The organism is Kitasatospora atroaurantiaca (assembly GCF_007828955.1).
In the GTDB taxonomy this organism is placed as follows: domain Bacteria; phylum Actinomycetota; class Actinomycetes; order Streptomycetales; family Streptomycetaceae; genus Kitasatospora; species Kitasatospora atroaurantiaca.
This window is the reverse complement of the sequence record NZ_VIVR01000001.1, coordinates 4,862,823-4,885,454: the sequence shown is the minus strand read 5'-3', so window position 1 is coordinate 4,885,454 and position 22,632 is coordinate 4,862,823. Positions and strand designations below refer to the sequence as shown.

General features: G+C 70.2%; 18 protein-coding genes, 1 pseudogene and 1 riboswitch. Of the genes and pseudogenes, 13 read left to right on the top strand and 6 right to left on the bottom strand.

The features are described from left to right. Nucleotides 1–21 precede the first annotated feature (21 nt). Nucleotides 22–993 carry a diacylglycerol/lipid kinase family protein gene (locus FB465_RS22365; RefSeq protein ID WP_145793188.1) on the top strand — a complete coding sequence of 324 codons (972 nt, stop codon included), beginning with the start codon at nucleotides 22–24 and terminating at the stop codon, nucleotides 991–993. A 349-nt stretch (nucleotides 994–1,342) separates the two neighbouring features. After that, complete coding sequence (locus tag FB465_RS22360; RefSeq protein ID WP_014138019.1) at nucleotides 1,343–1,594, top strand: WhiB family transcriptional regulator; 252 nt, start codon at nucleotides 1,343–1,345, stop codon at nucleotides 1,592–1,594. 294 nt (nucleotides 1,595–1,888) lie between these two features. Here the strand turns inward: FB465_RS22360 and FB465_RS22355 are convergent, their stop codons facing one another. The 3 genes from FB465_RS22355 to FB465_RS22345 form a co-directional block, all read right to left on the bottom strand. After that, entirely contained in the window at nucleotides 1,889–3,409 is a 1,521-nt protein-coding gene (locus FB465_RS22355) for a sensor histidine kinase (RefSeq protein WP_246192781.1), read from the bottom strand. 425 nt (nucleotides 3,410–3,834) lie between these two features. Then, the gene (locus FB465_RS22350; RefSeq protein WP_145793186.1) at nucleotides 3,835–4,893 is read right to left on the bottom strand and encodes an SIS domain-containing protein; all 1,059 of its coding nucleotides are present in this window, start codon (nucleotides 4,891–4,893) and stop codon (nucleotides 3,835–3,837) included. A 157-nt stretch (nucleotides 4,894–5,050) separates the two neighbouring features. Then, nucleotides 5,051–6,358 (bottom strand): extracellular solute-binding protein, encoded by a 1,308-nt coding sequence (locus FB465_RS22345; protein ID WP_145793184.1) that lies wholly within the window; start codon nucleotides 6,356–6,358, stop codon nucleotides 5,051–5,053. Between the two features lie 493 nt (nucleotides 6,359–6,851). On the opposite strand from FB465_RS22345, the gene FB465_RS22340 reads away from it, so the two are divergent. The 9 genes and pseudogenes from FB465_RS22340 to FB465_RS37065 form a co-directional block, all read left to right on the top strand. After that, a complete protein-coding gene (locus tag FB465_RS22340; RefSeq protein WP_246192780.1) occupies nucleotides 6,852–8,165 on the top strand; it encodes an extracellular solute-binding protein in 1,314 nt (437 codons plus the stop codon). Between the two features lie 154 nt (nucleotides 8,166–8,319). Continuing rightward, on the top strand, nucleotides 8,320–9,309 hold the full coding sequence (locus tag FB465_RS22335) for a carbohydrate ABC transporter permease (RefSeq protein ID WP_425461205.1): 990 nt from the start codon (nucleotides 8,320–8,322) through the stop codon (nucleotides 9,307–9,309). Beyond that, nucleotides 9,309–10,220: a carbohydrate ABC transporter permease gene (locus tag FB465_RS22330; protein WP_145793180.1), complete on the top strand. Its 912-nt coding sequence runs from the start codon at nucleotides 9,309–9,311 to the stop codon at nucleotides 10,218–10,220. Before FB465_RS22335 ends, FB465_RS22330 begins: the two co-directional genes overlap by 1 nt. A 48-nt stretch (nucleotides 10,221–10,268) precedes the next feature. Next, entirely contained in the window at nucleotides 10,269–11,849 is a 1,581-nt protein-coding gene (locus FB465_RS22325) for a glycoside hydrolase family 3 protein (protein ID WP_145793178.1), read from the top strand. 121 nt (nucleotides 11,850–11,970) lie between these two features. Next, nucleotides 11,971–12,759 (top strand): GntR family transcriptional regulator, encoded by a 789-nt coding sequence (locus tag FB465_RS22320; RefSeq protein WP_145793176.1) that lies wholly within the window; start codon nucleotides 11,971–11,973, stop codon nucleotides 12,757–12,759. A 181-nt stretch (nucleotides 12,760–12,940) separates the two neighbouring features. Continuing rightward, entirely contained in the window at nucleotides 12,941–13,228 is a 288-nt protein-coding gene (locus FB465_RS22315; protein ID WP_145793174.1) for a DUF3311 domain-containing protein, read from the top strand. Then, a complete protein-coding gene (gene mctP / locus FB465_RS22310) occupies nucleotides 13,225–14,859 on the top strand; it encodes a monocarboxylate uptake permease MctP (RefSeq protein ID WP_145793172.1) in 1,635 nt (544 codons plus the stop codon). Before FB465_RS22315 ends, mctP begins: the two co-directional genes overlap by 4 nt. Nucleotides 14,860–14,993: 134 nt before the next feature. After that, complete coding sequence (locus tag FB465_RS22305) at nucleotides 14,994–15,740, top strand: histidine phosphatase family protein (protein WP_145793170.1); 747 nt, start codon at nucleotides 14,994–14,996, stop codon at nucleotides 15,738–15,740. Between the two features lie 40 nt (nucleotides 15,741–15,780). Then, nucleotides 15,781–16,890, top strand: a pseudogene (locus FB465_RS37065) (phosphodiester glycosidase family protein); the annotation flags it as partial. 13 nt (nucleotides 16,891–16,903) lie between these two features. Here the strand turns inward: FB465_RS37065 and FB465_RS22295 are convergent. Then, on the bottom strand, nucleotides 16,904–17,968 hold the full coding sequence (locus FB465_RS22295) for a CDP-alcohol phosphatidyltransferase family protein (protein ID WP_145793166.1): 1,065 nt from the start codon (nucleotides 17,966–17,968) through the stop codon (nucleotides 16,904–16,906). Between the two features lie 210 nt (nucleotides 17,969–18,178). On the opposite strand from FB465_RS22295, the gene FB465_RS22290 reads away from it, so the two are divergent. After that, nucleotides 18,179–20,521 (top strand): RICIN domain-containing protein, encoded by a 2,343-nt coding sequence (locus FB465_RS22290; protein ID WP_246192779.1) that lies wholly within the window; start codon nucleotides 18,179–18,181, stop codon nucleotides 20,519–20,521. 92 nt (nucleotides 20,522–20,613) lie between these two features. Here the strand turns inward: FB465_RS22290 and FB465_RS22285 are convergent, their stop codons facing one another. Together FB465_RS22285 and FB465_RS22280 are read right to left on the bottom strand one after the other, a co-directional pair. Further along, a complete protein-coding gene (locus tag FB465_RS22285; RefSeq protein ID WP_145793163.1) occupies nucleotides 20,614–21,561 on the bottom strand; it encodes a helix-turn-helix domain-containing protein in 948 nt (315 codons plus the stop codon). A 61-nt stretch (nucleotides 21,562–21,622) separates the two neighbouring features. Next, on the bottom strand, nucleotides 21,623–21,823 hold the full coding sequence (locus FB465_RS22280; RefSeq protein WP_145793161.1) for a hypothetical protein: 201 nt from the start codon (nucleotides 21,821–21,823) through the stop codon (nucleotides 21,623–21,625). Between the two features lie 47 nt (nucleotides 21,824–21,870). On the opposite strand from FB465_RS22280, the gene FB465_RS22275 reads away from it, so the two are divergent. Beyond that, the gene (locus FB465_RS22275; protein ID WP_145793159.1) at nucleotides 21,871–22,365 is read left to right on the top strand and encodes a GNAT family N-acetyltransferase; all 495 of its coding nucleotides are present in this window, start codon (nucleotides 21,871–21,873) and stop codon (nucleotides 22,363–22,365) included. A gap of 93 nt (nucleotides 22,366–22,458) precedes the next feature. After that, nucleotides 22,459–22,587: riboswitch (cobalamin riboswitch) on the top strand. Nucleotides 22,588–22,632 lie beyond the last annotated feature (45 nt).

The window sequence follows — 22,632 nt, the reverse complement described above, 5'->3', positions numbered from 1 at the left end:
ACCGACCCGTAGGCTGACGCCATGCGCGCTCTCCTGGTCGTGAACCCGAAGGCGACCACCACCAGTGGACGCACCCGCGACGTGCTCACCCACGCCCTGCGCAGCGATCTCAAGATGGAGGTCGCACACACCGAGTACCGCGGCCATGCGCGTGATCTGGCCCGCCAGGCGGCCTCCGAGGGCGCTGTGGACCTGGTGGTGGCCCTGGGCGGCGACGGCACCGTGAACGAGGTCGTCAACGGCCTGCTGGCCCACGGCCCCTCCGAGCGGGTCCCCCGGTTGGCGGTCGTCCCCGGTGGCAGTACCAATGTCTTCGCCCGCGCGCTCGGCCTGCCGAACGACCCGGTGGAGGCGACGGGCGCCCTGCTCGACGCGCTGGAGCACGGGCGCGAGCGGGCCATCGGCCTGGGCAAGGCGATGTCCGAGGGGCTGCCGGACCGCTGGTTCACGTTCACCGCGGGCCTGGGCTTCGACGCCGGCGTGGTGGGCCGGGTCGAGGAGCAGCGCAGAGCCGGCCGGAGATCCACCCACGCGCTCTACATCAACCAGGCACTCCGCCACTACGTCACTGAGCGTGAACATCGCAAGAACGGCCCGATCTCCCTGCAGATCAACGGGCACGAGGCCGTGCCGGGCCTGGTGATGGCCATAGCGTCCAACACCTCACCGTGGACCTTCCTGGGCAACCGCCCGGTCCTTCCTTCGCCCGCCGCCTCCTTCGACACGGACCTCGACGTCTTCGGCATCACTCGAATGACCGCGTTCGGCACGGCTCGAACGGTCCGTCAGATTCTGCGCTCGCACACGCCTGCGAATGGCGGCAAGGAGCCCCTCGGGCCGAGCGGCAAGCATGTCGTCTCCTACCACGACGTCAGACACTTCACCTTGGTTTCACAGGAACCGGCCCCGTTTCAGGTCGACGGGGACCACCTTGGAGACAGGAGTCGCGTCAGTTTCACAGGCGTTCGGCGGGCACTGCGTGTGATTGTGTGACCAGAAGGGGGTCTGACCCTTCTTCTCGAACGCACAAGCCCCCTTCACCCCATAGAAGTACGGCCTGTGAGGTAGGCGACACCGAAGAATCAAAAATTCCTACCCGAAGGGGGTTGTATCCCGGCCCGAGGTTTGCGAACCTCTACATGGCGATCGGGACACGTCGCAAAGCGGGACACCGCGACACATCCCTTGATAGCCCGAACCCCACCCCAGCGCAGACCACCCGGGCCCGATGGGCCTTTGGTCTCTTTTGCTGTTGCGGGATTCGTGAAAGCGTTCACATTCACAAGCCACCACGATTGCGTCGGCCGGGCCACAGCCCACCGACCGGAGGAGTTGGACGAACATGGACTGGCGCCACCGCGCTGTCTGCCGCGAAGAGGACCCGGAGCTGTTCTTCCCGATCGGGAACACCGGTCCTGCTCTGCTGCAGATCGAGGAAGCCAAGGCCGTGTGCCGCCGCTGTCCCGTCATGGAGCAGTGCCTGCAGTGGGCGCTCGAGACCGGCCAGGACGCCGGCGTCTGGGGCGGTATGAGCGAGGACGAGCGTCGTGCGATGAAGCGCCGCGCTGCCCGCAACCGCGCCCGCACCGCCTGACACACACTCAGCAGTACCTGATCAACCCATGATCAAGGGCTCCTCCGTACCGCAGGTGGAGCCTTCCGAAGAACGGAACCCGCCCCGGCGGAATTCCGTCGACGCCGAGCGGCCCGGGCACTTGATACTGTTCACTTAGAGCAATATCGTGGACCTAGGGCGCTCACCGTGTGCAACACAACGGCAGGGCGTCGCACCACCCAGAGCCCCCGCTCCGGCCGACTCCCCCCGACGGCCGGAACGGGTTGAGAGGCCCTGTCGACCCACCCCCCCGGTCGACAGGGCCTCGTTTCTCTATCGCACCGGGATCTCCAGGACCACCTTCGTGCCGCCGCCGGGTGCCGCGACCATGTCGAAGGTGCCGCCCAGCTCATTGGTGGCCAGCGTCCTGACGATCTGCAGCCCGAGGTTCCCCGCCTGCTGCGGGTCGAAGCCCTCCGGCATGCCCTTGCCGTCGTCCTGCACGGTGATCAGCAGGTACTCCTCCGGCTTGGCGCCGCCGTTCCAAGTGTCCGACCAGCCCATACCGGTGGCCGGCGCCCGACCGCGCAGTGCGCTGACCTCCAGGCTTCCCGAGGCCTTCGGGCCGAAGGCGTGCTCCAGCGCGTTCTGCAGCAGCTCGGTGAGCACCATCGCCAGCGGGGTGGCCACCTCGGCCGAGAGGATGCCGAAGCTGCCGGAGCGCCTGGTGGCCACCCGGCCGTCCTGGGACAGCTCCATCACCATCGCGAGCACCCGGTCGGCGATCTCGTCGAAGGCGACCTGCTCGTCCAGCGTCTGCGAGAGCGTCTCGTGCACGATGGCGATCGAGCCGACCCGGCGTACCGCCTCGTCCAGCGCGGACCGGCCGGCCTCCGAGTCCATCCGGCGGGACTGCAGGCGCAACAGTGCGGCCACGGTCTGAAGATTGTTCTTCACCCGGTGGTGGATCTCCCGGATGGTGGCGTCCTTGGTCATCAGCTCGCGGTCACGCCGGCGCAGCTCGGTGACGTCGCGGGCCAGCACCAGCGAACCGGTGAGCACGCCCTTGGGCTTGAGCGGGATCGCCCGCAGGGTCACCACTCCCCCCTGGGCCTCCACCTCGGTCTGCCGGGGGGCCCAGCCGCTGGCCAGCTTGACCAGCGCCTCGTGCACAGCCCCGCGTGACGGCGGCGCCAACTCGGCGGTGGTACGGCCGAGATGACTGCCCACCAGGTCCGTGGTGAGCCCCAACCGGTGGTAGGCGGAGAGCGCGTTGGGGCTGGCGTAGGTCACGATGCCGTCCGCGTCCAGGCGGATCAGCCCGTCGCCGACCCGGGGCGCGGCGTCCATGTCGGTCTGCTCGACGCCGTGGTAGGGAAACGATCCTGCAGCAATCATCTGGGCCAGGTCGGAGGCACTCTGCAGGTAGGTGAGCTCCAGCCGGCTCGGCGTGCGCACGGTGAGCAGGTTGGTGTTGCGGGCGATCACGCCGAGCACCCGGCCCTCGCGCCGGACGGGGATCGACTCGACCCGCACCGGCACCTCCTCGCGCCACTCCGGGTCACCCTCCCGGACGATCCGGCCCTCGTCGAAGGCGGCGTCCAGCAGCGGACGGCGGCCGCGCGGGACGAGGTGGCCGACCATGTCGTCCTGGTAGGAGGTCGGCCCGGTGTTCGGGCGCATCTGGGCGACCGAGACGTACCGGATCCCGTCCCAGGTGGGGATCCACAGCACCAGGTCGGCGAAGGAGAGGTCGGAGAGCAGCTGCCACTCCGAGACCAGCATGTGGAGCCACTCCACATCGGCACCGGTCAGGGTGGTGTGGCGGCGGACGAGTTCGTTCAACGAGGGCACATGGCGAGCGTAACCCCACCAGGCCCTCCGCCCCCCTTCCAGCTGTTGTCCAGACCAATCCGCGAAGGCCTCTGGACAACCCGGATTGGTCTAGTCCACAATGAAGAAGCACCAAGGAGCGGCCCCCGCGCAACTGCCCTGACCGCGCGAGGCAGCTCCTCGGTCGGACGCCTTCCGGCCGAGAGCCCCGCACAGCTCTCGGCCCGGGAAGGCGCCCGACGACAGCTCCGGGCTGCGGTGCCGCATGGGTTGAGGGTCCCGTGTCGGCGCCGTGGCCCGTAGTGCTGTTTGGGCGCACCCACGCATCCGCTGAAGGGGCGCGGGGAACTGCGCGAGGCGGAAGGCTACGGTCCGTACCTTCCGACTTCGCGCAGTTCCCCGCGCCCCTTCTGGGTTGCCCGCCTGCGTCCAGCGCGCCCCTTGCGTCAGTGGGTCTCGGTGACCTTGGCGAGGGCGCGCGGGGCGTCCGGGTCCTGGCCGCGGGCGATGGTGACCTCGTACGCGAGCTGCTGCAGCGGGAGGATCTCGAGGATCGGCTGGACCTCCTCGGGCACCCCGGCCGGCAGCGCGAAGCCGGCCGACGCGGCGTCCACCTGCTCCTGCTGGCCGATGACCACCAGGTCCGCCCCACGGCCGCGCAGCCGGTCCAGCACGGGCTGCAGGGCCTCGCCGCCCTTGCCGTCCGGGACGATGGCGATGACCGGGGAGACGTTGTCCACCATGGCCAGCGGGCCGTGCAGCAGGTCGGCGCCGGAGAACGGGGACGCCGGGATGTACGTCGTCTCCATGAGCTTCAGCGCGGCCTCGCGGGCCGTCGGGTAGCCGTAGCCGCGCGAGGTGAGCACCAGGCGCTGGGCGAAGCGGTAGCGCTCCGCCAGGGCCTTCACCTCGGCCTGGCGGGCCAGGATGCCGGCGGCCAGCTCGGGCAGGTCCTTGGCCGCCGAGCCGTCGCCCCCGCGCAGGCCCTCGATCAGCAGGTAGAGGGCGAGCAGCTCGGCCGTGTAGGTCTTGGTGGCCGGCAGCGCCTTCTCCGGGCCGGCCAGCACGTCGATGTGGAACTCGGAGACCTCGGCCAGCGGCGAGTCGGCGTTGTTGGTCACCGCGAGGGTGATCGCGCCGGCCTCGCGGGCCGCCTTGGTGGAGGCCACCAGGTCGGGCGAGCCGCCGGACTGGCTGACGGTGATCACCAGCACGTCGGTGAGGTCGGGCTTGGCACCGTACGCCGTGGTGGTGGACATCGAGGTGAGGCCGGCCGGCTTGCCGAGCAGGACCTCGATCAGGTACTTCGCGTACAGGGCCGCGTTGTCGGAGGTGCCGCGTGCGGTGAGCAGCACGAATCGCGGCTTGCGAACGGCGATCTCGGCCGCGATCTCGCGGATCCTCGGTGCTCCCTCGTCGAGGATGCGCTGCAGGACGGCCGGCTGCTCGGCCATCTCCGCCGCCATGATCCGGCCCGGTACGGAGCTGGTCTGCGTGTCGGACATCTGAATGTGCCTCCGATGAGATGGTTCTACCCCGGCCCGGGCGGCTGCCCGGCGGGGACCTCTACGGCGGCGAGTCCGCACACTCGCTGCGGTGTTTCCTCCGACGATCCTACGGGGGCCGGATCGCCGGAGCACACCCGGCGCACCGTGCCCAGGATCACGACGGATTGTTGATCAGCTGGTCGATCTGGGCGTCGGCGTCCCTGGTGGCAGCGTCGACCGACTTGCCCTTGAGGATGTCGTTCAGCATGTTGACCAGCACGTTCTGCTTCTCGACCGCTCCCCAGCCGGGCGCCAGCGGCGTGAACCAGGCGTCCGGTACGGCGTTGGCGGCGGCCGCGGTGGCCGGCTTGAACTTGAGCGGGCTCAGCTGAGTGAGGTTGTTCGGCAGGGTGTCCTTGTCGGCCAGGATCTGCTCCGACTTGGCGCTGGTGAACATCCGGATCCAGTCCTTGGCCGCCTCGGCCGACTGCGACTTGGCGGTGACGGCGAGGTCGGAGCCGCCGATGAAGGACGGCAGCGGCTTGCCGTTCGGGCCCGGCATGCCGACCACCTTGAGGGCGTCCTTGAGTCTGGGGTCTCCGGAGACCGGGGCGAGGGCGGTGCCGACCTCCCAGCCGTTGCCGTACAGCACCGCGGCCTTCTGCTTGCCGAGGACAGCCGCCTGGTTGAGCTCGTTGACCGTCAGGTCACCGTGGTTGTACGTCTTCACCAGCTCGACGAAGTGCTCGATGCCCTGCTGGGACTTGCCGTCGTGCAGGGTGCCGTGCCAGGTGCCCGCGCTGTCGAAGCGGGCGATCGCGCCGCCGTACGCGGCCACGTAGGACATCGCCGCGTACCAGTACGGGCCGGGCAGGTAGAGCGCGGAGAAGTTCTTCTCGCCCTTGTGCTTCGCCTGGACCTTGTCGAGCACCGCGCGCAGCTCGTCCTCGGTCCTGGGGAAGTCGGCACTGCCGGTGGCCTCCTGGAACATCGCCGAGTTGTAGAGGCCGACCCGGGCGCCCGCGTAGTACGGCACGCAGAACAGCTTGTCCTGGTAGGTACAGGTGTTGACCAGACCGCGGATCCAGGTGTCGGAGTTCTCGAAGGTCGACTTCTCGACCGGCGCGAGCGAGCCGTTGAGGATGTACTTCATCGTCTCGGTGTTGCCGAGCTCGACCACGTCGGGGGCGTTGTTCTCCTTGAGCGCGGCGTCCAGCTTGGCGATCTTGTCCGCCCAGGTCTGGTAGCTGAGCTTCAGGTCGACGTTCGGGTACTTGGCGGCGAACTCGTCGTTGACCTGCTGGACCAGCTCGGGCCAGCTGCCCTGGGCCTCGTTCATCAGCCAGACCGTGACCATGCCGCTCACGGCCTTGGGGTCGGTGGTGGTCGGGCCGCCCTTGGCCGCCGTACCGCCTGCCCCGCACCCCGCCACGGAGACCAGCAGCGCGGTGACGCCGAACGCGGCCATGAGCTGACGCTTCACGCAATCCTCCGGGGGAGCAGGAGCGGCCTGCACAGTGGTACAGACCAGATTGCTGGAGCCTGGACCAGACCAATTCTGCTGTCAACGCACCTACGGGCCGCAGCCGCCAGTCGTTGTACACCCGTTGCTTAAGGCTCCTTTCAGGTCGGCTTGAGGAACCGTTAGGCCTCCACCCTCCAGGACCGGGACGTGTCCGATTACGCCCGTACTGCCCGCATTTGCCCCCGACCTTGGTCCAGTCCAACCACGGTCGTGTCAAGCGTTGATAACGGCTTGTGCAGACCGCCGACGAACCCTTGACGCTCTTCATTGGTCCATGCCAATCTCCACCCGTTGGTCTAAACCAATGGTCTACGCCGACAAGCGGGTTGCAGCGTCACCCCCCCAAGTACGCAACCGCGGTATCCGGTGAAATCCCCCCAGGCACAACGACGCTCAGGGCTCTGGCCCAACAGCCCGGTGCCATCCCTTGCTCATCCCTCTGGAGGATGGTTTGAACCGCAAGATCGCAGCCGTGGCCGCCATTGCCACCGTGCTCGTCGCCTCGGCCTGCTCTTCGTCCGGCTCTTCCGGTGACGCCAAGCAGGCGACGCTGAGCAAGGACGGCAAGGGCAAGACCGTCACCGTCTGGCTGATGGACGACGCCCAGAAGGGCTGGCCGTCCGTCGTCGACGCTGCCAAGAAGCAGTTCGAGGAGGAGACCGGCGCCACCCTGAAGATCGAGTGGCAGACCTGGACCAACTACACCACCAAGCTCGACACCGCGCTGCTCTCCGGCAACGCCCCCGACCTCATCGAGGCCGGAAACACCCAGACCGCCAAGTACATCGAGGCCGGCTCCTTCGTCGACCTGACCGGCGTCAAGGGCCAGTTCGACAACTCGGACAAGTGGCTGGACTCGCTGGCCGCCTCCGGCCAGAGCGGTGACGGCACCAAGACCTACGCCGTCCCGTACTACGCCGGTGCCCGCGTCCTGATCTACCGCAAGGACCTGTTCGCCGCCGCCGGCGTCACCGCCGCGCCGACCACCCTGGCCGAGCTGACGGCCGCGCTGGACAAGGTCAAGGCCGCCAACGCGAGCACCCCCGGCTTCTCCGCCCTCTACCTCCCGGGCCAGAACTGGTACACCGCCGCCTCCTTCGGCGCCGGCACCTTCGGCGTCAAGAACATCGTCGCCAAGAAGGACGGCGACAAGTGGGCCGGCACCCTGACCGACCCGAAGTTCGTCGAGGGCATCAAGACCTGGAACGACCTGCAGAAGAAGTACTCGACCGGTGGCACCACCACCGACGAGGCCACCCAGGACGCCCTGATGGCCAAGGGCAACATCGCCGCCATCGTGGGTGCGGGCTGGGAGCTCGGCTCCGTCATCGACCCGAAGACCGGTGACCCGAAGCTCGCCGACAAGCTCGCCACCATCGCCCTCCCGGGCACCGCGGCCGGCTCGCCGACCCCGGCATTCCTCGGCGGCTCCGACCTGGCCGTGCCGGCCAAGGCCGCCAACCCGGGCCTGGGCGCGACCTTCCTGCAGATCTACACCAACACCAAGCAGCAGACCGAGCTCGCCAAGTTCGCGATCCCGAACAACAAGACCCTGGTCGCCGCCTACAAGGCCGCCGCTCCGGCGAACAAGGCCGCCGGTGACGCCGCCGAGGGCCAGACCTGGTTCATCCCGAACTCGCCGCTGTGGTCCGGCGCCGACGAGACCGCGCTGAAGACCGCCTTCGGTGCGATCGCCGCCGGTGGCGACCCGGCCGCCGAGCTCAAGAAGGTCCAGGACACGATCGTCAAGGACCTGAACGGCTGAACCGGCTGACCGCAGGCCCTCCCGGCGCCCCTGGGGCACCTCCCCGGCCTGCCAGCACTGAGCGCAAGGGGGTGGGCAGTTCGCGAGGTCGCGAACTGCCCACCCGCGCGCCGGTCAGTTACCGACCAGTTCCGCGGGCCCGGGAAGGACCCTGATGAGTGTGACCAGCAACGAAACGTTGGTAGAGGCCGAGGCGGTCGCCCCCGCCCCCGCCGCCGCGCCGAAGCGGCGCCGCGGCTTCTTCGCCGGCGGCCACTACATTCCGTACGTCATGATCCTCCCGGCCGTGGCCGCTCTGATCGGCGTCATGGCGTACCCGCTCTACTCGCTGTTCGACCTGTCGTTCCAGAACGTCAACAGATACGCCCAACTGGTCAACCCGAGCCTGTCCAGGTACATCGGCCTCGACGGTTACACCAAGGTGCTGTCGGACGACCAGTTCTGGGAGGTCGTGCTCCGCAGCGTCTACTTCACCGTCGAGCTCGTGGTGCTGTCGATGGTGCTGGGCATGCTCTTCGCGCTGCTGCTGAACCGGGTCTCCCCCTGGGCCAAGGTCACCGTCATCACCGTGCTGATGTTCGTCTGGGCGATCCCCGCGATCGTCACCGGCACGATCTTCAAGTGGCTCTTCGCGAGCAAGGGCGGGGTGATCGACTACATCGGCTACCTCTTCGGCGGCACCAGCGAGACGAAGAACTACGACTGGTTCGCCGACCCCACCGTCGGCCTCTACGTGGTCTCCGCCGCCGTCATCATCTGGGGCGCGCTGCCCTTCCTGGTGATCGGCCTGCACGCCGCGCTGACCCAGGTGCCGAAGGAACTGATCGAGGCCTCCAAGCTCGACGGCGCCAACGCCCTCCAGAGCTTCCGGCACGTGGTCGTCCCGGTCATCAAGCCCTTCCTGCTGGTCTCCGCCTCGCTGAGCTTCATCTGGGACTTCCAGGTCTTCGCGCAGATCTTCTCGCTGCGCAACAGCTCCCCCGAGCCCGGCTACTGGAACATCGGGATCTACCTGTACGAGAAGGGCATCGTCTCCTCGCACTACAGCGACAGCTCGGTGATCTCGATCGCGATGATCCTGCTCATGCTGGCGGTGCTCGTCTTCTACATCCGCCAGGTCATCAAGATCGGAGCCCAGGACTGATGGCTGCCACCGACGTGCACGCAGAGACCGTGACCCCGCTCGCGGCCCCCAAGGTCCGGCAGAAGGTCCGGACGACCGGCCAGAGCCGGGCGATGACCTGGGTCTGGAACACCATCGCGCTGGGCTTCGCCGCGGTGATGGGCTTCCCGATCTACTGGATGATCATCACCACGTTCAAGACGAACAAGGACCTGATCGCCAAGGATCCGACCTTCTGGCCGAGCACGTTCTCCTTTGAGAGCTACAAGACCATCTTCGACGACCCGGCGTTCCTGCCCGGTCTGCAGAACACCCTGCTGATCACCATCGGCTCGGTGCTGCTCGGCCTGGTGGTCGGCTTCCTGGCCGCCGTCGCGGTGGCCCGCTTCAACTTCCGCGGCCGGAACTTCTTCATCGTCACGATGCTGGTCATCCAGATGGTGCCGCTGCTGGCGATCATCATCCCGCTCTTCATCGTGATGAAGACCGCCGACATGACCGGCACGATCTTCGGTGTGGTGCTGGCCTACCTGGTCTTCACCATCCCGTACGTGATCTGGACGCTGCGCTCCTTCATCGTCAACATCCCGGCCGAGCTGGACGAGGCCGCGATGGTCGACGGGTGCACCAAGTGGGGCGCCTTCTTCCGGGTGATCCTCCCGCTGACCCTGCCCGGCCTGATCACCACCGGCGTCTACAGCTGGATCCAGGCCTGGAACGAGTTCATCGTCGCCAACACGCTGCTCAGCAGCGGCGGCAAGCAGACCTCGATGATCTGGCTGACGTTCTACTCCACCACCCCGACCCGCGGCGCCGACTTCGGCGCCCAGATGGCCGGCGCGCTGCTGGTGTCGCTCCCCGTGATCATCCTGTTCGTGATCTTCCAGAAGAAGCTGTCGGCGGGTCTCACCGCCGGTGCGGTCAAGGGCTAGTCCCACCCACCCGCAGGTCCAGCACCCCCACCCCCCAGGGAAGGAACCATGGCGATTCCCGGTACGGAAAGCGTCGAACTCCTCAGCGACGCCGGAGCTGTCCTCCAGCCGGGCTTCGCCGGGCTCACCGCCCCCGACTGGCTGCGCAGGAGACTCGGCTCGGGCGAGCTCGGCGGGGTCGCCCTGTTCGGCCGCAACATCCGTACCCCGCAGCAGGTCGCGCAGCTCACAGCCGAGATGTACGCGCTCAACCCCGACCTGCTGGTCGCCACCGACGAGGAGGGCGGCGACGTCACCCGCCTGGAGGTCACCAGCGGCTCCTCGTACCCGGGCAACTTCGCACTCGGCGAGGTCGACGACACCGACCTCACCGAGCGGGTGGCCCGCTCGATCGGCTTCGACCTCTCCACCGTCGGGATCAACCTCGACTACGCGCCGGACGCGGACGTCAACTCCAACCCGGACAACCCGGTCATCGGGGTCCGCTCCTTCGGCGGCGACGGCGAGCTGGCCGCCCGGCACACCGCCGCGTACGTGCGCGGCCTGCAGTCCGCCGGCGTCGCCGCCTGCGCCAAGCACTTCCCCGGCCACGGGGACACCGCCGGCGACTCGCACCTCGGGCTGCCCAGGATCGACCTGACCCCGGACCAGTTCCAGGAGCACCTGAAGCCGTTCCGGGCCGCCATCGCGGCCGGGGTGAAGACGATCATGACGGCGCACATCCTGTTCCCCGCGTACGACGACCAGCTGCCCGCCACCATGTCGCCGGCCATCCTGACCGGGCTGCTCCGCGAGGAGCTCGGCTTCCAGGGCCTGATCGTCACCGACGGCATCGAGATGGGCGCGATCTCCGGCACCCACGGCGTCGCCGCCGGGGCCGTCAAGGCGATCGCGGCCGGCGCGGACACCATCTGCGTCGGCGGCGGACTGCAGGACGAGGCGGCCTTCCTCTACCTGCGCGACGCGCTGATCTGGGCCGTCCGCGAGGGCCGGCTCTCCGCCGAGCGGCTGCACCGGGCCGCCGAGCGGAACCGCGCGGTGGCCCGCTGGTCGGCGGGCGTACGGCAGGCCCAGGTGGGGGCGCACGGCGAGGTCGGGATCGGCCTCACCGCGGCCCGCCGGGCGCTGCGGATCCACGGCGAGCTCCGCCCGGTCCGGGGCGTGCCGCACGTGGTCGAGTTCTCCCCCGGCGCCAACATCGCGGTCGGCGACGAGACCCCGTGGGGTGTGGCCGGGCCGCTCTCGGAGCTGGTCCCCGGCACCACCCGGACCCGGATCGGCGCTCCCGCCACCCGGCTCGAGGGCTCCGGCCTGCTCCACGTGGCCGTCGCCGCCGAGGGAGCCGAGGTCGACGTCGCCCCGGTCCTGGGCGCCGCCGTGGGCCGTCCGCTGGTGATCGTGGTGCGCGACGTGCACCGGCACCAGTGGATGAAGCGGGCCGCGCTCGCCCTGGTCGAGGCCCGCCCGGACGCGGTGGTGGTGGAGATCGGCACGGCGTACGGACTCGCCGAGACCTTCCGCTCGCGCGGCGTGACGGTACTGGCGACCCACGGCGGCGCCCGGGTCTGCGGCGTCGCCGCCGCCGAGGCCCTGGCCGGGCTCGCGCTGAGCGCCGCCAAGAGCGGCTGAGCGTACGGTCTCAGGTCCTGTCCCGGCGGGAGCTCACATCTTCGGGCTTCCGCGTGCAACCATGTGCGATACATAGACGGAGGAGCCGGTGACGGCTGCAGGGCGAGGAGTGAGAGCGGCCATGAGCGGCGACAGGGGCACGGCGGCCATCCCTGAGGGCACCACGGTGCCGGCACAGGCCGGGACGGCCACGGGCGCGGCCGCTCGGGTCCCCAAGTACTACGGCCTCAAGCGCCACCTGCTGCAGCTCACCGAGACCCAGCCGGCCGGCACCCCGGTGCCGCCCGAGCGGGCGCTGGCCGCCCAGTTCGACACCTCTCGCACCACCGTCCGGCAGGCCCTGCAGGAGCTGGTGGTCGAGGGCCGGCTGGAGCGCATCCAGGGCAAGGGCACCTTCGTGGCCAAGCCCAAGGTCGCCCAGGCCCTGCAGCTCACCTCCTACACCGAGGACATGCGCGCCCAGGGCCTGGAGCCGACCTCCCGGCTGATCGAGGTCGGCTACATCACCGCCGACGACCGGCTGGCCCCGCTGCTGGACATCAAGCCCGGCGGCCGGGTGCTGCGGATCGAGCGCCTGCGCCTGGCCAACGGCGACCCGATGGCGATCGAGGTGGCCCACCTCTCGGCCAAGCGCTTCCCCGCCCTGCGCCGCAACCTGGTCAAGCACAACTCGCTCTACACCGCGCTGCGCGAGGTGTACGGGGTCACCGTGGCCGAGGCCGAGGAGACCATCGAGACCACCCTGGCCAACCCGCGTGAGGCCGGCCTGCTCGGCTCCGACCTCGGCCTGCCGATGCTGCAGCTCTCCCGGCACTCCTTCGACGCGGAGGGCCATCCGGTGGAGTGGGTGCGCTCGATCTACCGCGGCGACCGGTACAAGTTCATCACCCGCCTGCAGCGCCCGGCCTGACGCAGAAGCGTCCGGTATCCGGGAAGTTCCGCCGTACCTAGTGACACAGGTCACTCCGTGCCCTAAATTTCGCAGCCGTACTGACTGCCGATCACCAGGGGTGCTGCTCGGCGGACGCACGGGCCCAGGTCCGCGCGTTGCGGCGCCGACGAGGTGAGCCCTCATCAGCCGGAGCCGCAACATGTCGTCAGAAGTCCCCCTGCCCGAGGCCGTTGAGCCCAGCCCGATCCCGGCGGTGACTCCGGAACGGGTCCTGGCCGGGCTCAGCCTCCTCGTGCCGATCGTCGCGATGCTCTGGGTCTCCTCGTACGCGAAGGCGACCCCCGAGCTCGGCGGGATGCCCTTCTTCTACTGGTACCAGCTGCTCTGGGTGCCGGCGTCGGCCGTGTTCACGGTCGCCGCGTACCTGTTGATCAACCGGGACGAGAAGGCCCGCAAGGCCGCCGCCCAGGCCGGTGGTCGGGCATGAACCACACCGGCGTCAACGTCACCGCTCTGACGGTCTTCCTGCTGTTCTTCGTCCTGGTCACCGTGATGGGCTTCCTCGCCTCGCGCTGGCGCCGGGCGGACAACGCCCTCCACCTGGACGAGTGGGGCCTGGGCGGCCGGAGCTTCGGCACCTGGGTCACCTGGTTCCTGCTCGGCGGCGACCTCTACACCGCGTACACCTTCATCGCCGTCCCCGCCGTGATCTACGGCGCGGGTGCGGCGGGCTTCTTCGCGGTGCCGTACACGATCATCGCGTACCCGCTGGTCTTCCTCTTCCTGCCGCGGCTGTGGTCGGTGTCCCGGGTGCACGGGTACGTCACCCCGGCCGACTTCGTGCGCGGGCGGTACGGCTCCAAGTCGCTGTCGCTGGTGGTGGCGCTGACCGGCATCCTGGCCACCATGCCGTACATCGCGCTGCAGCTGGTCGGCATCCAGGCGGTGCTGGACGTGCTGGGCGTCGGCGGCGGCGCGGACAGCAACTGGTTCGTCAAGGACCTGCCGCTCTTCCTGGCCTTCGCGGTGCTCGCCGCGTACACGTACTCCTCGGGTCTGCGGGCGCCGGCGCTGATCGCGTTCGTCAAGGACACCCTGGTGTACATCGTGATCATCGTCGCGGTGATCTACATCCCGATGCGCCTCGGCGGCTACGGGCACATCTTCGACACCGCGGCGCAGAAGTTCAGCACCGTCAACCCGGCGACCGGCAAGCCCGTCGGCGCGCTGGTCTCGCCGGAGAAGGCCCAGTGGACGTACGCCACGCTGGCCTTCGGCTCGGCGCTGGCGCTGTTCATGTACCCGCACTCGGTGACGGGTGTGCTCGCCTCCAAGTCCCGCAACACGGTGCGCCGGAACATGGCGATCATGCCGGCGTACTCGCTGATGCTGGGCCTGCTGGCGCTGCTCGGCTTCATGGCCATCGCGGCGGGCGTCGGCAAGGGCGTGAAGGGCTACAACAACCAGCTGGCCGTGCCGCAGCTGTTCGAGAACATGTTCCCCGACTGGTTCACCGGCGTCGCCTTCGCCGCGATCGGGATCGGTGCCCTGGTACCGGCCGCGATCATGTCGATCGCGGCGGCCAACCTGTTCACCCGCAACGTCTACAAGGACTTCATCAAGCCGGACGCGACCGCCGCCCAGGAGACCAAGGTCGCCAAGATCGCCTCGCTGCTGGTGAAGGTCGGCGCGCTGGCCTTCGTGCTGGTGATGGACAAGCAGTTCGCGATCAACCTGCAGCTGCTCGGCGGCCTGTGGATCCTGCAGACCTTCGTGTCGATCGTCGGCGGGCTCTTCACCCGCTGGTTCCACCGCTGGGCGCTGCTCGCGGGCTGGGCGGTCGGCATGGCGTACGGCACCTGGAAGGCGTACGGCGTCTCCTCCCCCGCCACCAAGCACTTCGGCGGCAGCTCGGCGGAGATCCCGGGCATCGGCGAGATCGGGTACATCGGCCTCACCGCCTTCGTGCTCAACCTGACCGTCGCCGTCGTCCTGACGCTGGTTCTGCGGGCCGTCAAGGCCCCTGAGGGCGTCGACGAGACCAGCAAGGCGGACTACACCGCGGAGGCCGGTGAACCCGCCCTGGCGAAGGCTCCGGAGCCCGCAGTCGCACACTGAGCCGACGGGCGCACTCGGACCTCCCGCGTGCGCCCTGTGATCGCGCCGTCACCCCGGACAACACTGGGGTGACGGCGCGATCATTTGAATGACGGCCGGCCGAGGAAACGACGACGTCACGGGGAGAAGCGGCCATGGCAGAACTCAGCAGCACGCTCAACGGACACCGCACGACGAAGGCCGGCCTCCGGCTGCCGTCCGTCCTGATCGCCACCCGGCACGGCGAGAGCATCGCCAACGTCGAGTTCCAGCTCGCGGCCGAGACCGGCGCGCTGACCGTCCCGATCACCAGCCGCGACGCCGACATACCGCTCTCGCTGCACGGCCAGGCGCAGGCCCAGGCACTCGGACGCTGGTGGGCCGAGCTGCCGCCCGCCGACCGCCCGCGCAGCGTCTGGTGCTCCCCGTACGTCCGCACCACCGAGACCGCCCGGATCGCGCTCGCCCAGGCCTCCGGGCTCGGCGCGGTGCCGGTCGGGCTCCAGGTCCGCCTCGACGAGCGGCTGCGGGACAGAGAGCTCGGCATCCTGGAGATGCTGACCGCGGCCGCGATCGACAAGGAGCACCCGGCCGAGGCGGCCCGGCGGCGGAAGATGGGCGAGCTGTACTACCGGCCGCCGGGCGGCGAGTCCGTCCTGGACGTGGCCCTGCGGGTGCGCAGCTGCCTGCGCGACATCTGCGAGGAGGAGGCCGGGCGGCCGGTGCTGCTGGTGGCGCACGACTGCACCGTCCTGATGCTCCGTTACGTCCTGGACCGGCTCCCCGAGCAGCAGCTGCTCGGGCTGGACCCGGTGCGCAACTGCTCGGCCAGCCTGTGGCGTTCGCAGGACGGACGGCTGCGCCCCGAGCACTGGAACGAGGTCGGCCACCTGGCCGCCTGACGGCCGTGACCTCGTACCCTCGCGGGTCGTTGGACGGTTCGTGCCTGCTCTCCGACCTCGGCTGACCGGCCGGGCCGGCCGCCGGGTCGGCGCGGCCCTGGCGGGCGCGGTGCTGCTGCTCCCGGCCGCCGTCCCCGACCTGACCGGGCAGGCCCGCACCGAGCATTACGGGCTGCCCGCCGGGGCCCGGCTGACCGTGGCGGACGTCCCTCGGCAGTCCCTGCGCTACCAGCTCACCGAGGCCGCCCTGGGCCCCGCGCGGCTCACCTCGCTGGGCGGCAGGCTCTCCGAGCGGGAGTCGCTGTCGGCGCTGGCCGACGGTGCGGGGCCGGCCGCCCTGGCCGCGGTGAACGGCGACTTCTTCGACATCCACGGCACTGGCGTGCCGCTCGGCCCGGTGATCCGGGACGGACAGGTGCTCAAGGCCTCCGCCGAGCCGGTCCGCGCCGTCGGCACCGACCGGGACGGGCTGCTGCGCAGGGGGCTGGTCCGGCTCGCAGGGGCGGTGTCGGTCGGCGGGACCCCGTACCCGCTGGGGTGCCTCAACTGCCGCTCGCTGCGCCCCGGCCTCACGGTCTTCACCCCCGACTGGGGTGGCGCGCCCCGGCCCGTCCGCGCCCGTGGTCCGGTGCGCCAGCTGACCGTCTCGGGCGGGCGGGCGGTGGACGTCCGCGAGGGTGCCGACGGCCGCCCGGTGCCCGGGGACGGCTTCGTCCTGGTCGCGGTCGGGCGGGCCGCACGGGCTCTCTCCGCCGTCCCCCCGGGTGCGCCGGTCGCCTTCCGCGCCGGCCAGGACGGCGACGGCGGCACGCCGTGGGACCTGGCCATCGGCTACCGGGGCACCCTCCTGCGCAAGGGCCGGGTCCCGGCCTTCCCCCGCACCCACCGGTACGAGATCCGCGAGCCCCGGACGGCACTCGCCTGGGACGCCTCGGGGCGCCGGCTGTGGCTGCTGACGGTGGACGGCAGGTCCGCCGGCTCGGCCGGACTGACCATCGCGGAGACCGCCCGGCTGCTGCAGCGCCTGGGCGCCAGGAACGCCGTCATGCTCGACGGCGGCGGCTCGACGGAGATGCTGGCCCGCACCTCACCGGGCACGATGGCGATCGTCAACGCGCCGTCCGGCGGCAGTGAGCGGCCCGTCCCGAACGGTCTCGCCCTGGTCAGTCCGCAGTCGCGGTTCGCCCTGCGCCGGCGTCCGTCCCGGGCCTCCGGGCGTCCGTCCCGGGCCTCCGGGCGCTCGGACCCGGCGGCGACACCCGGCGCTCCGGCGCTCCTTCGTCGCTCGTCGCTTCTCCGTCTCGCCACCGGCGCGCCCTCCCGGCCCCTGCGTTGACGCTGGAGCGGGCCGCGGGCAGCCGCCCGATCGTCTGCTCGAAGTCACGGGTGGAGAGCAGGAGTTTGTAGACGACGGCCGCTTCGAAGGCGATCAGCCCCGCCCCCGCGACCAGCGCGGCCGACGCGATCCGCCCGAGCACCGGGCCGACGATGAACACGGCCATCTGGAACTCGATACCGCTGACCAGGTGCGGGCGGATCCGGTGGCGCAGCAGGTGGCCGCGGAAGTCCGCGTACCAGGGGAAGCGCCGCTCGAAGCTCCGGTGCAGGTCCTCGACGGCGGCGACCCGGCCGGGCGCGGCGGCCCCACCGGCAGCGGAGGTCTGCCGGACGGCCGTGCGGTCGGCGATCCGCTGGCGCATCCCGGCGCGGATCTGGCCCACCTTCAGCACGTTGAGGTAGCGGAACATGTCGAGGAAGACCACGGCCACCGCCAGCAGCAGGTAGCGCGCCTGGCCGTGCAGCAGCCACTGGCCGCCCATCAGGGCGACCGCACAGCACGCCACCCTGACCCGGTCCAGGACGAAGTCGAGCCAGCCGCCGAAGAGCGTGCCACGCCCCTGGAGCCGGGCCAGCTTGCCGTCCACGCAGTCCAGCACGAAGCTCAGGTGGTACAGCAGCGCGCCGGCCGCCAGCCAGCCCGGCCGGCCCTGCGCGAAGCAGCCGGCCGCGCCCAGCCCGAGCAGCAGAGCGGCCCAGGTGACCTGGTCGGGGGTGACCCGGGTGCGGTTGGCCGTCCAGCGAACCAGCCTGACCGCCGTCGGGTCGACCAGCAGCACCGTCCACCAGGCGTCACGCCGTTTGCAGACGCGCTCACGGACGTCGGCCAGGGTGACGGCCTCGCGGCGGCCGTCCGGGCGGGGCTCCTGTGCCTGATCGGTGGTCAGCATGCGGCGCACTGTAGGTTCGTGCGCGCTCCCGCCCGCGTACCGCCACCCGATGGACGTCGTGTCGGATCACCGTGGCGACACTCCGCAGACGCACCAGTCCTGATGCACAATTCTGCGCAGTCTTGCATGTCCATTGACACAAACGCGCATTCTCCGCTCCACTGGGTGCGCACCAGACTGTCCGGGCCCTCACCTCCAGGAGCCGTCACCGTGGCACTCTCGCGCCTTCCCTCCTTCCTGCTCTTCCTGGCCTTACCGGCCCTCTTCCTGCTGCCCGCCCAGGCCGGAGCAGCCACCGCCGCCGCCACCGCGCCGCACACCGTCCCCGCCCTCCAGCAGTGGACGGCCGGCACCGGCTCGTACACCTTCGCCGGCGGCTCGCGGGTCGTGGTCGACAGTGCATACGCCGGACAACTCGACGTCACCGGCCAGGTGTTCGCCGACGACCTGACCCAGCTGACCGGCACGACGGTCGGCCGGACCACCGCCGCCGCTCCGCAGCCCGGCGACCTCTTCCTCACCCTCGGCTCGGCCGACACCCGCCCGGACGCCTACTCCCTGACGGTCGGCCAGGCCGTCACCGTGCGGGCGGCGGGCGATGCGGGCGCGTTCTACGGCACCCGTACGGTGCTGCAGCTGCTCCGGCAGTCCAGGACGATCCCGGCCGGCACCGCGCAGGACTGGTCGGCGTACCCCGAGCGCGGCCTGATGGTCGACGCCGGGCGGAAGTACTTCACCGTCCCGTGGCTGCAGCAGCAGATCAAGGACCTGGCGTACGCCAAGATGAACTACCTGCACCTGCACCTCTCCGACACCTTCGGCTTCCGCCTGGAGAGCAGCACCCACCCGGAGGTCACCTCCGCCCAGCACTACAGCAAGCAGGAGATCACCGACCTGATCGCACTCGGCGCGCGGTACCACGTCACCGTCGTCCCCGAGATCGACATGCCCGGGCACATGAACGCCGTGCTGGCGGCCCACCCCGAGCTGCGGCTGGTCAACAAGGCGGGTACGGCGAGCAACGAGTTCATCGACCTGGCCAACCCGGCCTCGTACACCCTGATCCAGGACCTGATCAACGAGTACCTGCCGCTCTTCCCCGCCGCCTACTGGCACCTGGGCGCCGACGAGTACGTCACGGACTACAGCAGCTACCCGCAGCTGCTGACCTACGCCCGCTCCCACTACGGCGCCAACGCCACCGCCAAGGACGTCTTCTACGGCTTCGTGAACTGGGCGGACGGCCTGGTCAGGGACGGCGGGAAGACCATGCGGATGTGGAACGACGGCATCAAGTCGGGCGACGGCACGATCACTCCCAACGCCGACATCACCGTCGACTACTGGTACAACTACGGCCTCACCCCCCAGCAGTTGACGGCCGCCGGGCACACCGTGATGAACTCCAGCTGGACGCCGACCTACTACGTCTACGGCGGCGCCAAGCCCGACACCCGGTACATGTACGAGAGTTGGAACCCCGGCATCTTCCAGGGCGGCGCCACCCTCACCGACCCCTCCCGCAACCGGGGCTCCGCACTGCACGTCTGGTGCGACAACCCGGGCGCCGAGACCGAGCAGCAGACCGCGGCCGGCATCCTCACCCCGCTGCGGGCCCTGGCCCAGCAGACCTGGGGATCACCGAAGGCGGTGAGCACGTACGCCGAGTTCCAGACCGTCGTCGCCGCGATCGGCCGGGCGCCCGGCCTGCCGGCGGACACCGCGGCGGGTGATCTGGCGCTGGGCAAGCCGGTCACCGCTTCGAGCGTCGAGACCGCGTCCTTCCCGGCGAGCGGTGCGGTGGACGGGAGTTACGGCACTCGCTGGTCGAGCGCGTACAGCGACCCGCAGTGGCTGCAGATCGATCTGGGCAGCACGCAGCAGGTGGGGAGGGTCAAGCTCAGCTGGGAGGCCGCGTACGCGAAGGCGTTCCAGATCCAGTTCTCGGACGACGGCGCCTCCTGGACCACGGCGTACTCGACCACCGGCGGGACGGGCGGCGTGCAGGACCTGGCCGTCACGGCCTCCGGGCGGTACCTGCGGGTCTACCTGACGCAGCGGGCGACGACGTACGGCTACTCGCTCTGGGAGGTCGAGGCGTACCCGCCGGGCAGCGGGCCCGCCGGGCACACGTACGTGCTCACCGCCGCGTCCAGCGGCAGCGCGGCCGACGTCAACGGGGGCTCGACGGCGGCGGGCGCCTCGGTGATCGAGTACCGGACCACCGGCGGCACCAACCAGCAGTGGACGTTCCAGGACGCGGGTGGCGGGGCGTACCGGCTGGTCTCGGTGAAGAGCGGGCTCTGCCTCGACGTCACCGGCTCGTCGACGGCCGACAACGCCCAGGTGATCCAGTGGACCTGCAGCGGCAACGCCAACCAGACCTGGCTCCTCCAGCCTGCGGCGGCCGGCGGCTTCACCCTCACCGCCCAGCACTCGGGCAAGCTCCTCACCGTCGGCAACGGCGGCTCGGCGGCGGACACCACCCCGATCGTCCAGTCCACCGCCAACGGCGCGGCCTACCAACGCTGGCAGCTCACCCAGATCTCCTAGCTCAGCCATGCACCGCAGGGGCGCGGGGAACTGCGCGACCAGCCCTCTACGGAGGTGCATGGCCGGCAGCGCAGTTCCCCGCGCCCCTCGCTTCACGCTCCGGCAAAGGTTCGCCGGTAGGCCTGCGGCGTGGTGCCCAGCCAGCGGCCGAAGTGGTGCCGCAGGGTCGCTGCGTTGCCGAAGCCGCACCGCGCCGCGACGGCGTCGATCGGTTCGTTCGTGCCTTCCAGCAGGCGCTGGGCGAGCAGGACACGCTGGTTGGTGAGCCAGCGGTGCGGGGTGGTGCCGGTCTCCTGCTGGAAGCGCCGGGCGAAGGTACGCGGGGACATGTGTGCGCGGGCGGCGAGCTGTTCGACGGTCAGTTCCTGGTCGAGGTGGCGACGCAGCCAGTCGAGCAGGCCGCCGAGCGAGTCCCCGTCGTCCACCGGCAGCGGCCGGGCGATGAACTGCGCCTGGCCGCCCTCCCGGTGTGGCGCGACCACCATCCGACGGGCGATCCCCCGGGCCACCTCGGCGCCCTGCAGCTTGCGGACGAGGTGCAGGCAGGCGTCGATCCCGGCGGCCGTACCGGCCGAGGTGAGCACCGGGTCCTCGTCCACGTAGAGCACGTCCGGCTCGACCCGGGTGAGCGGGAAGCGCTCGGCGAGCAGCCCCGTGTACCGCCAGTGCGTCGTGCAGCTGCGGCCGTCCAGCAGCCCCGCCGCGCCGAGCAGGAAAGCCCCGCTGCAGATGGAGAGCACCCTGGCGCCGCGATCGACGGCCGCCCGCAGCGCCTCGATCAGCGGCGCCGGATACACCTCCCCGATACCGGTTGCCGCCGTGATCACCAGGTCCGCCTCGGCCAGGCGCTCCGGGCCGTGCGGGACGTCGATGCTGAAGCCGGCGTGCGTCCGGACCGGCCCCGGCCGGCTCGACGCGAGCGCGAAGTCGTAAACGGGCAGGCCCTGCTCGCTCCGGTCGAGCCCGAACACCTCGCAGGCAACGCCCAGTTCGAAGGGGTGCACCTCTTCCTGCACCACGACCACCACGTTCTTCAGCATGCCGACAGCATGCCGGATGGCAGGATTTCGATGCAATAGGTCGTTTCTGCCACTCGTCGCGTCATTCCTCCATCGCCAGAGTGGAGACATGACCTCCTCGACGCTCGAAAGCGCACTCGCCCTGCTCGGCGCCATCGGCGGCTTCGGCCTGCTCGGGCTGATGGTCGGACGCGACCTGGACCGCAACAGCCGTCATGGCCGCGACAACTGGCACCGCCCCGGCCGCTACCCCGCCGACCCGGCCACGGCCGACCGGCTGCACGGCACCCTGACTCCCGCTTCGAACATCCCTTCGGGCACACTGTCCGGATGGACATCGTCATCCGCCGAGCCCGCGAAGAGGACCTCGAAGCCGCAGGTGACGTCACCGTCGAGGCTTTCGTCGGGGACGGACACAGCTCACCCGACGACGACTACGTCCGGCTGCTCCGTGACACCCGTCGACGCGCGGCAGAGGCGGAACTCCTCGTCGCGGTCGACCCGGCCGACGGGAGAGTCCTCGGCTGCGTGACCTTCGCGGCCGGCGGCACCGAGTGGGCCGACATCGCCGAGCCCCACGAGGGTGAGATCCGGATGCTCGCGGTCTGCGCGGCGGCACGCGGCCGGGGCGTCGGAGAGGCGCTGGTCCTCGCCACGATGGCCCGCAGCCGGGAGCTCGGACTCGACGGAATGGCCTTCTCGACCCGCCCGGCAATGACGGCCGCGCACCGGATCTACGAACGCCTGGGCTTCCGCCGGACCCCCGAACGGGACTGGGAGCCACGCCCCGGGATCGACCTGATGGTGTATTCGATCACGTTCTGAGAAGCCCGTCCTCAGGTCACCCCTTCTCTCCCAGCGATCGTCCGATCACGACATGCGGCACTACATCTGGTGTCGCATCGTCAGACCGCCACAACATGTATGCTCGCTCTCGCTGTCGCGTAGGGGAACCCGGTGGGAGTCCGGGACTGCCCCGCAGCGGTGAGCGGGCGACTCAGTCATGAGCCCGCGAGTCCGATGACCTGCCGACGGTGTGCCACACGGCTTCCCCGCAGATGCCATGCAGCACCGCAGTACGTCCGGGCCTCG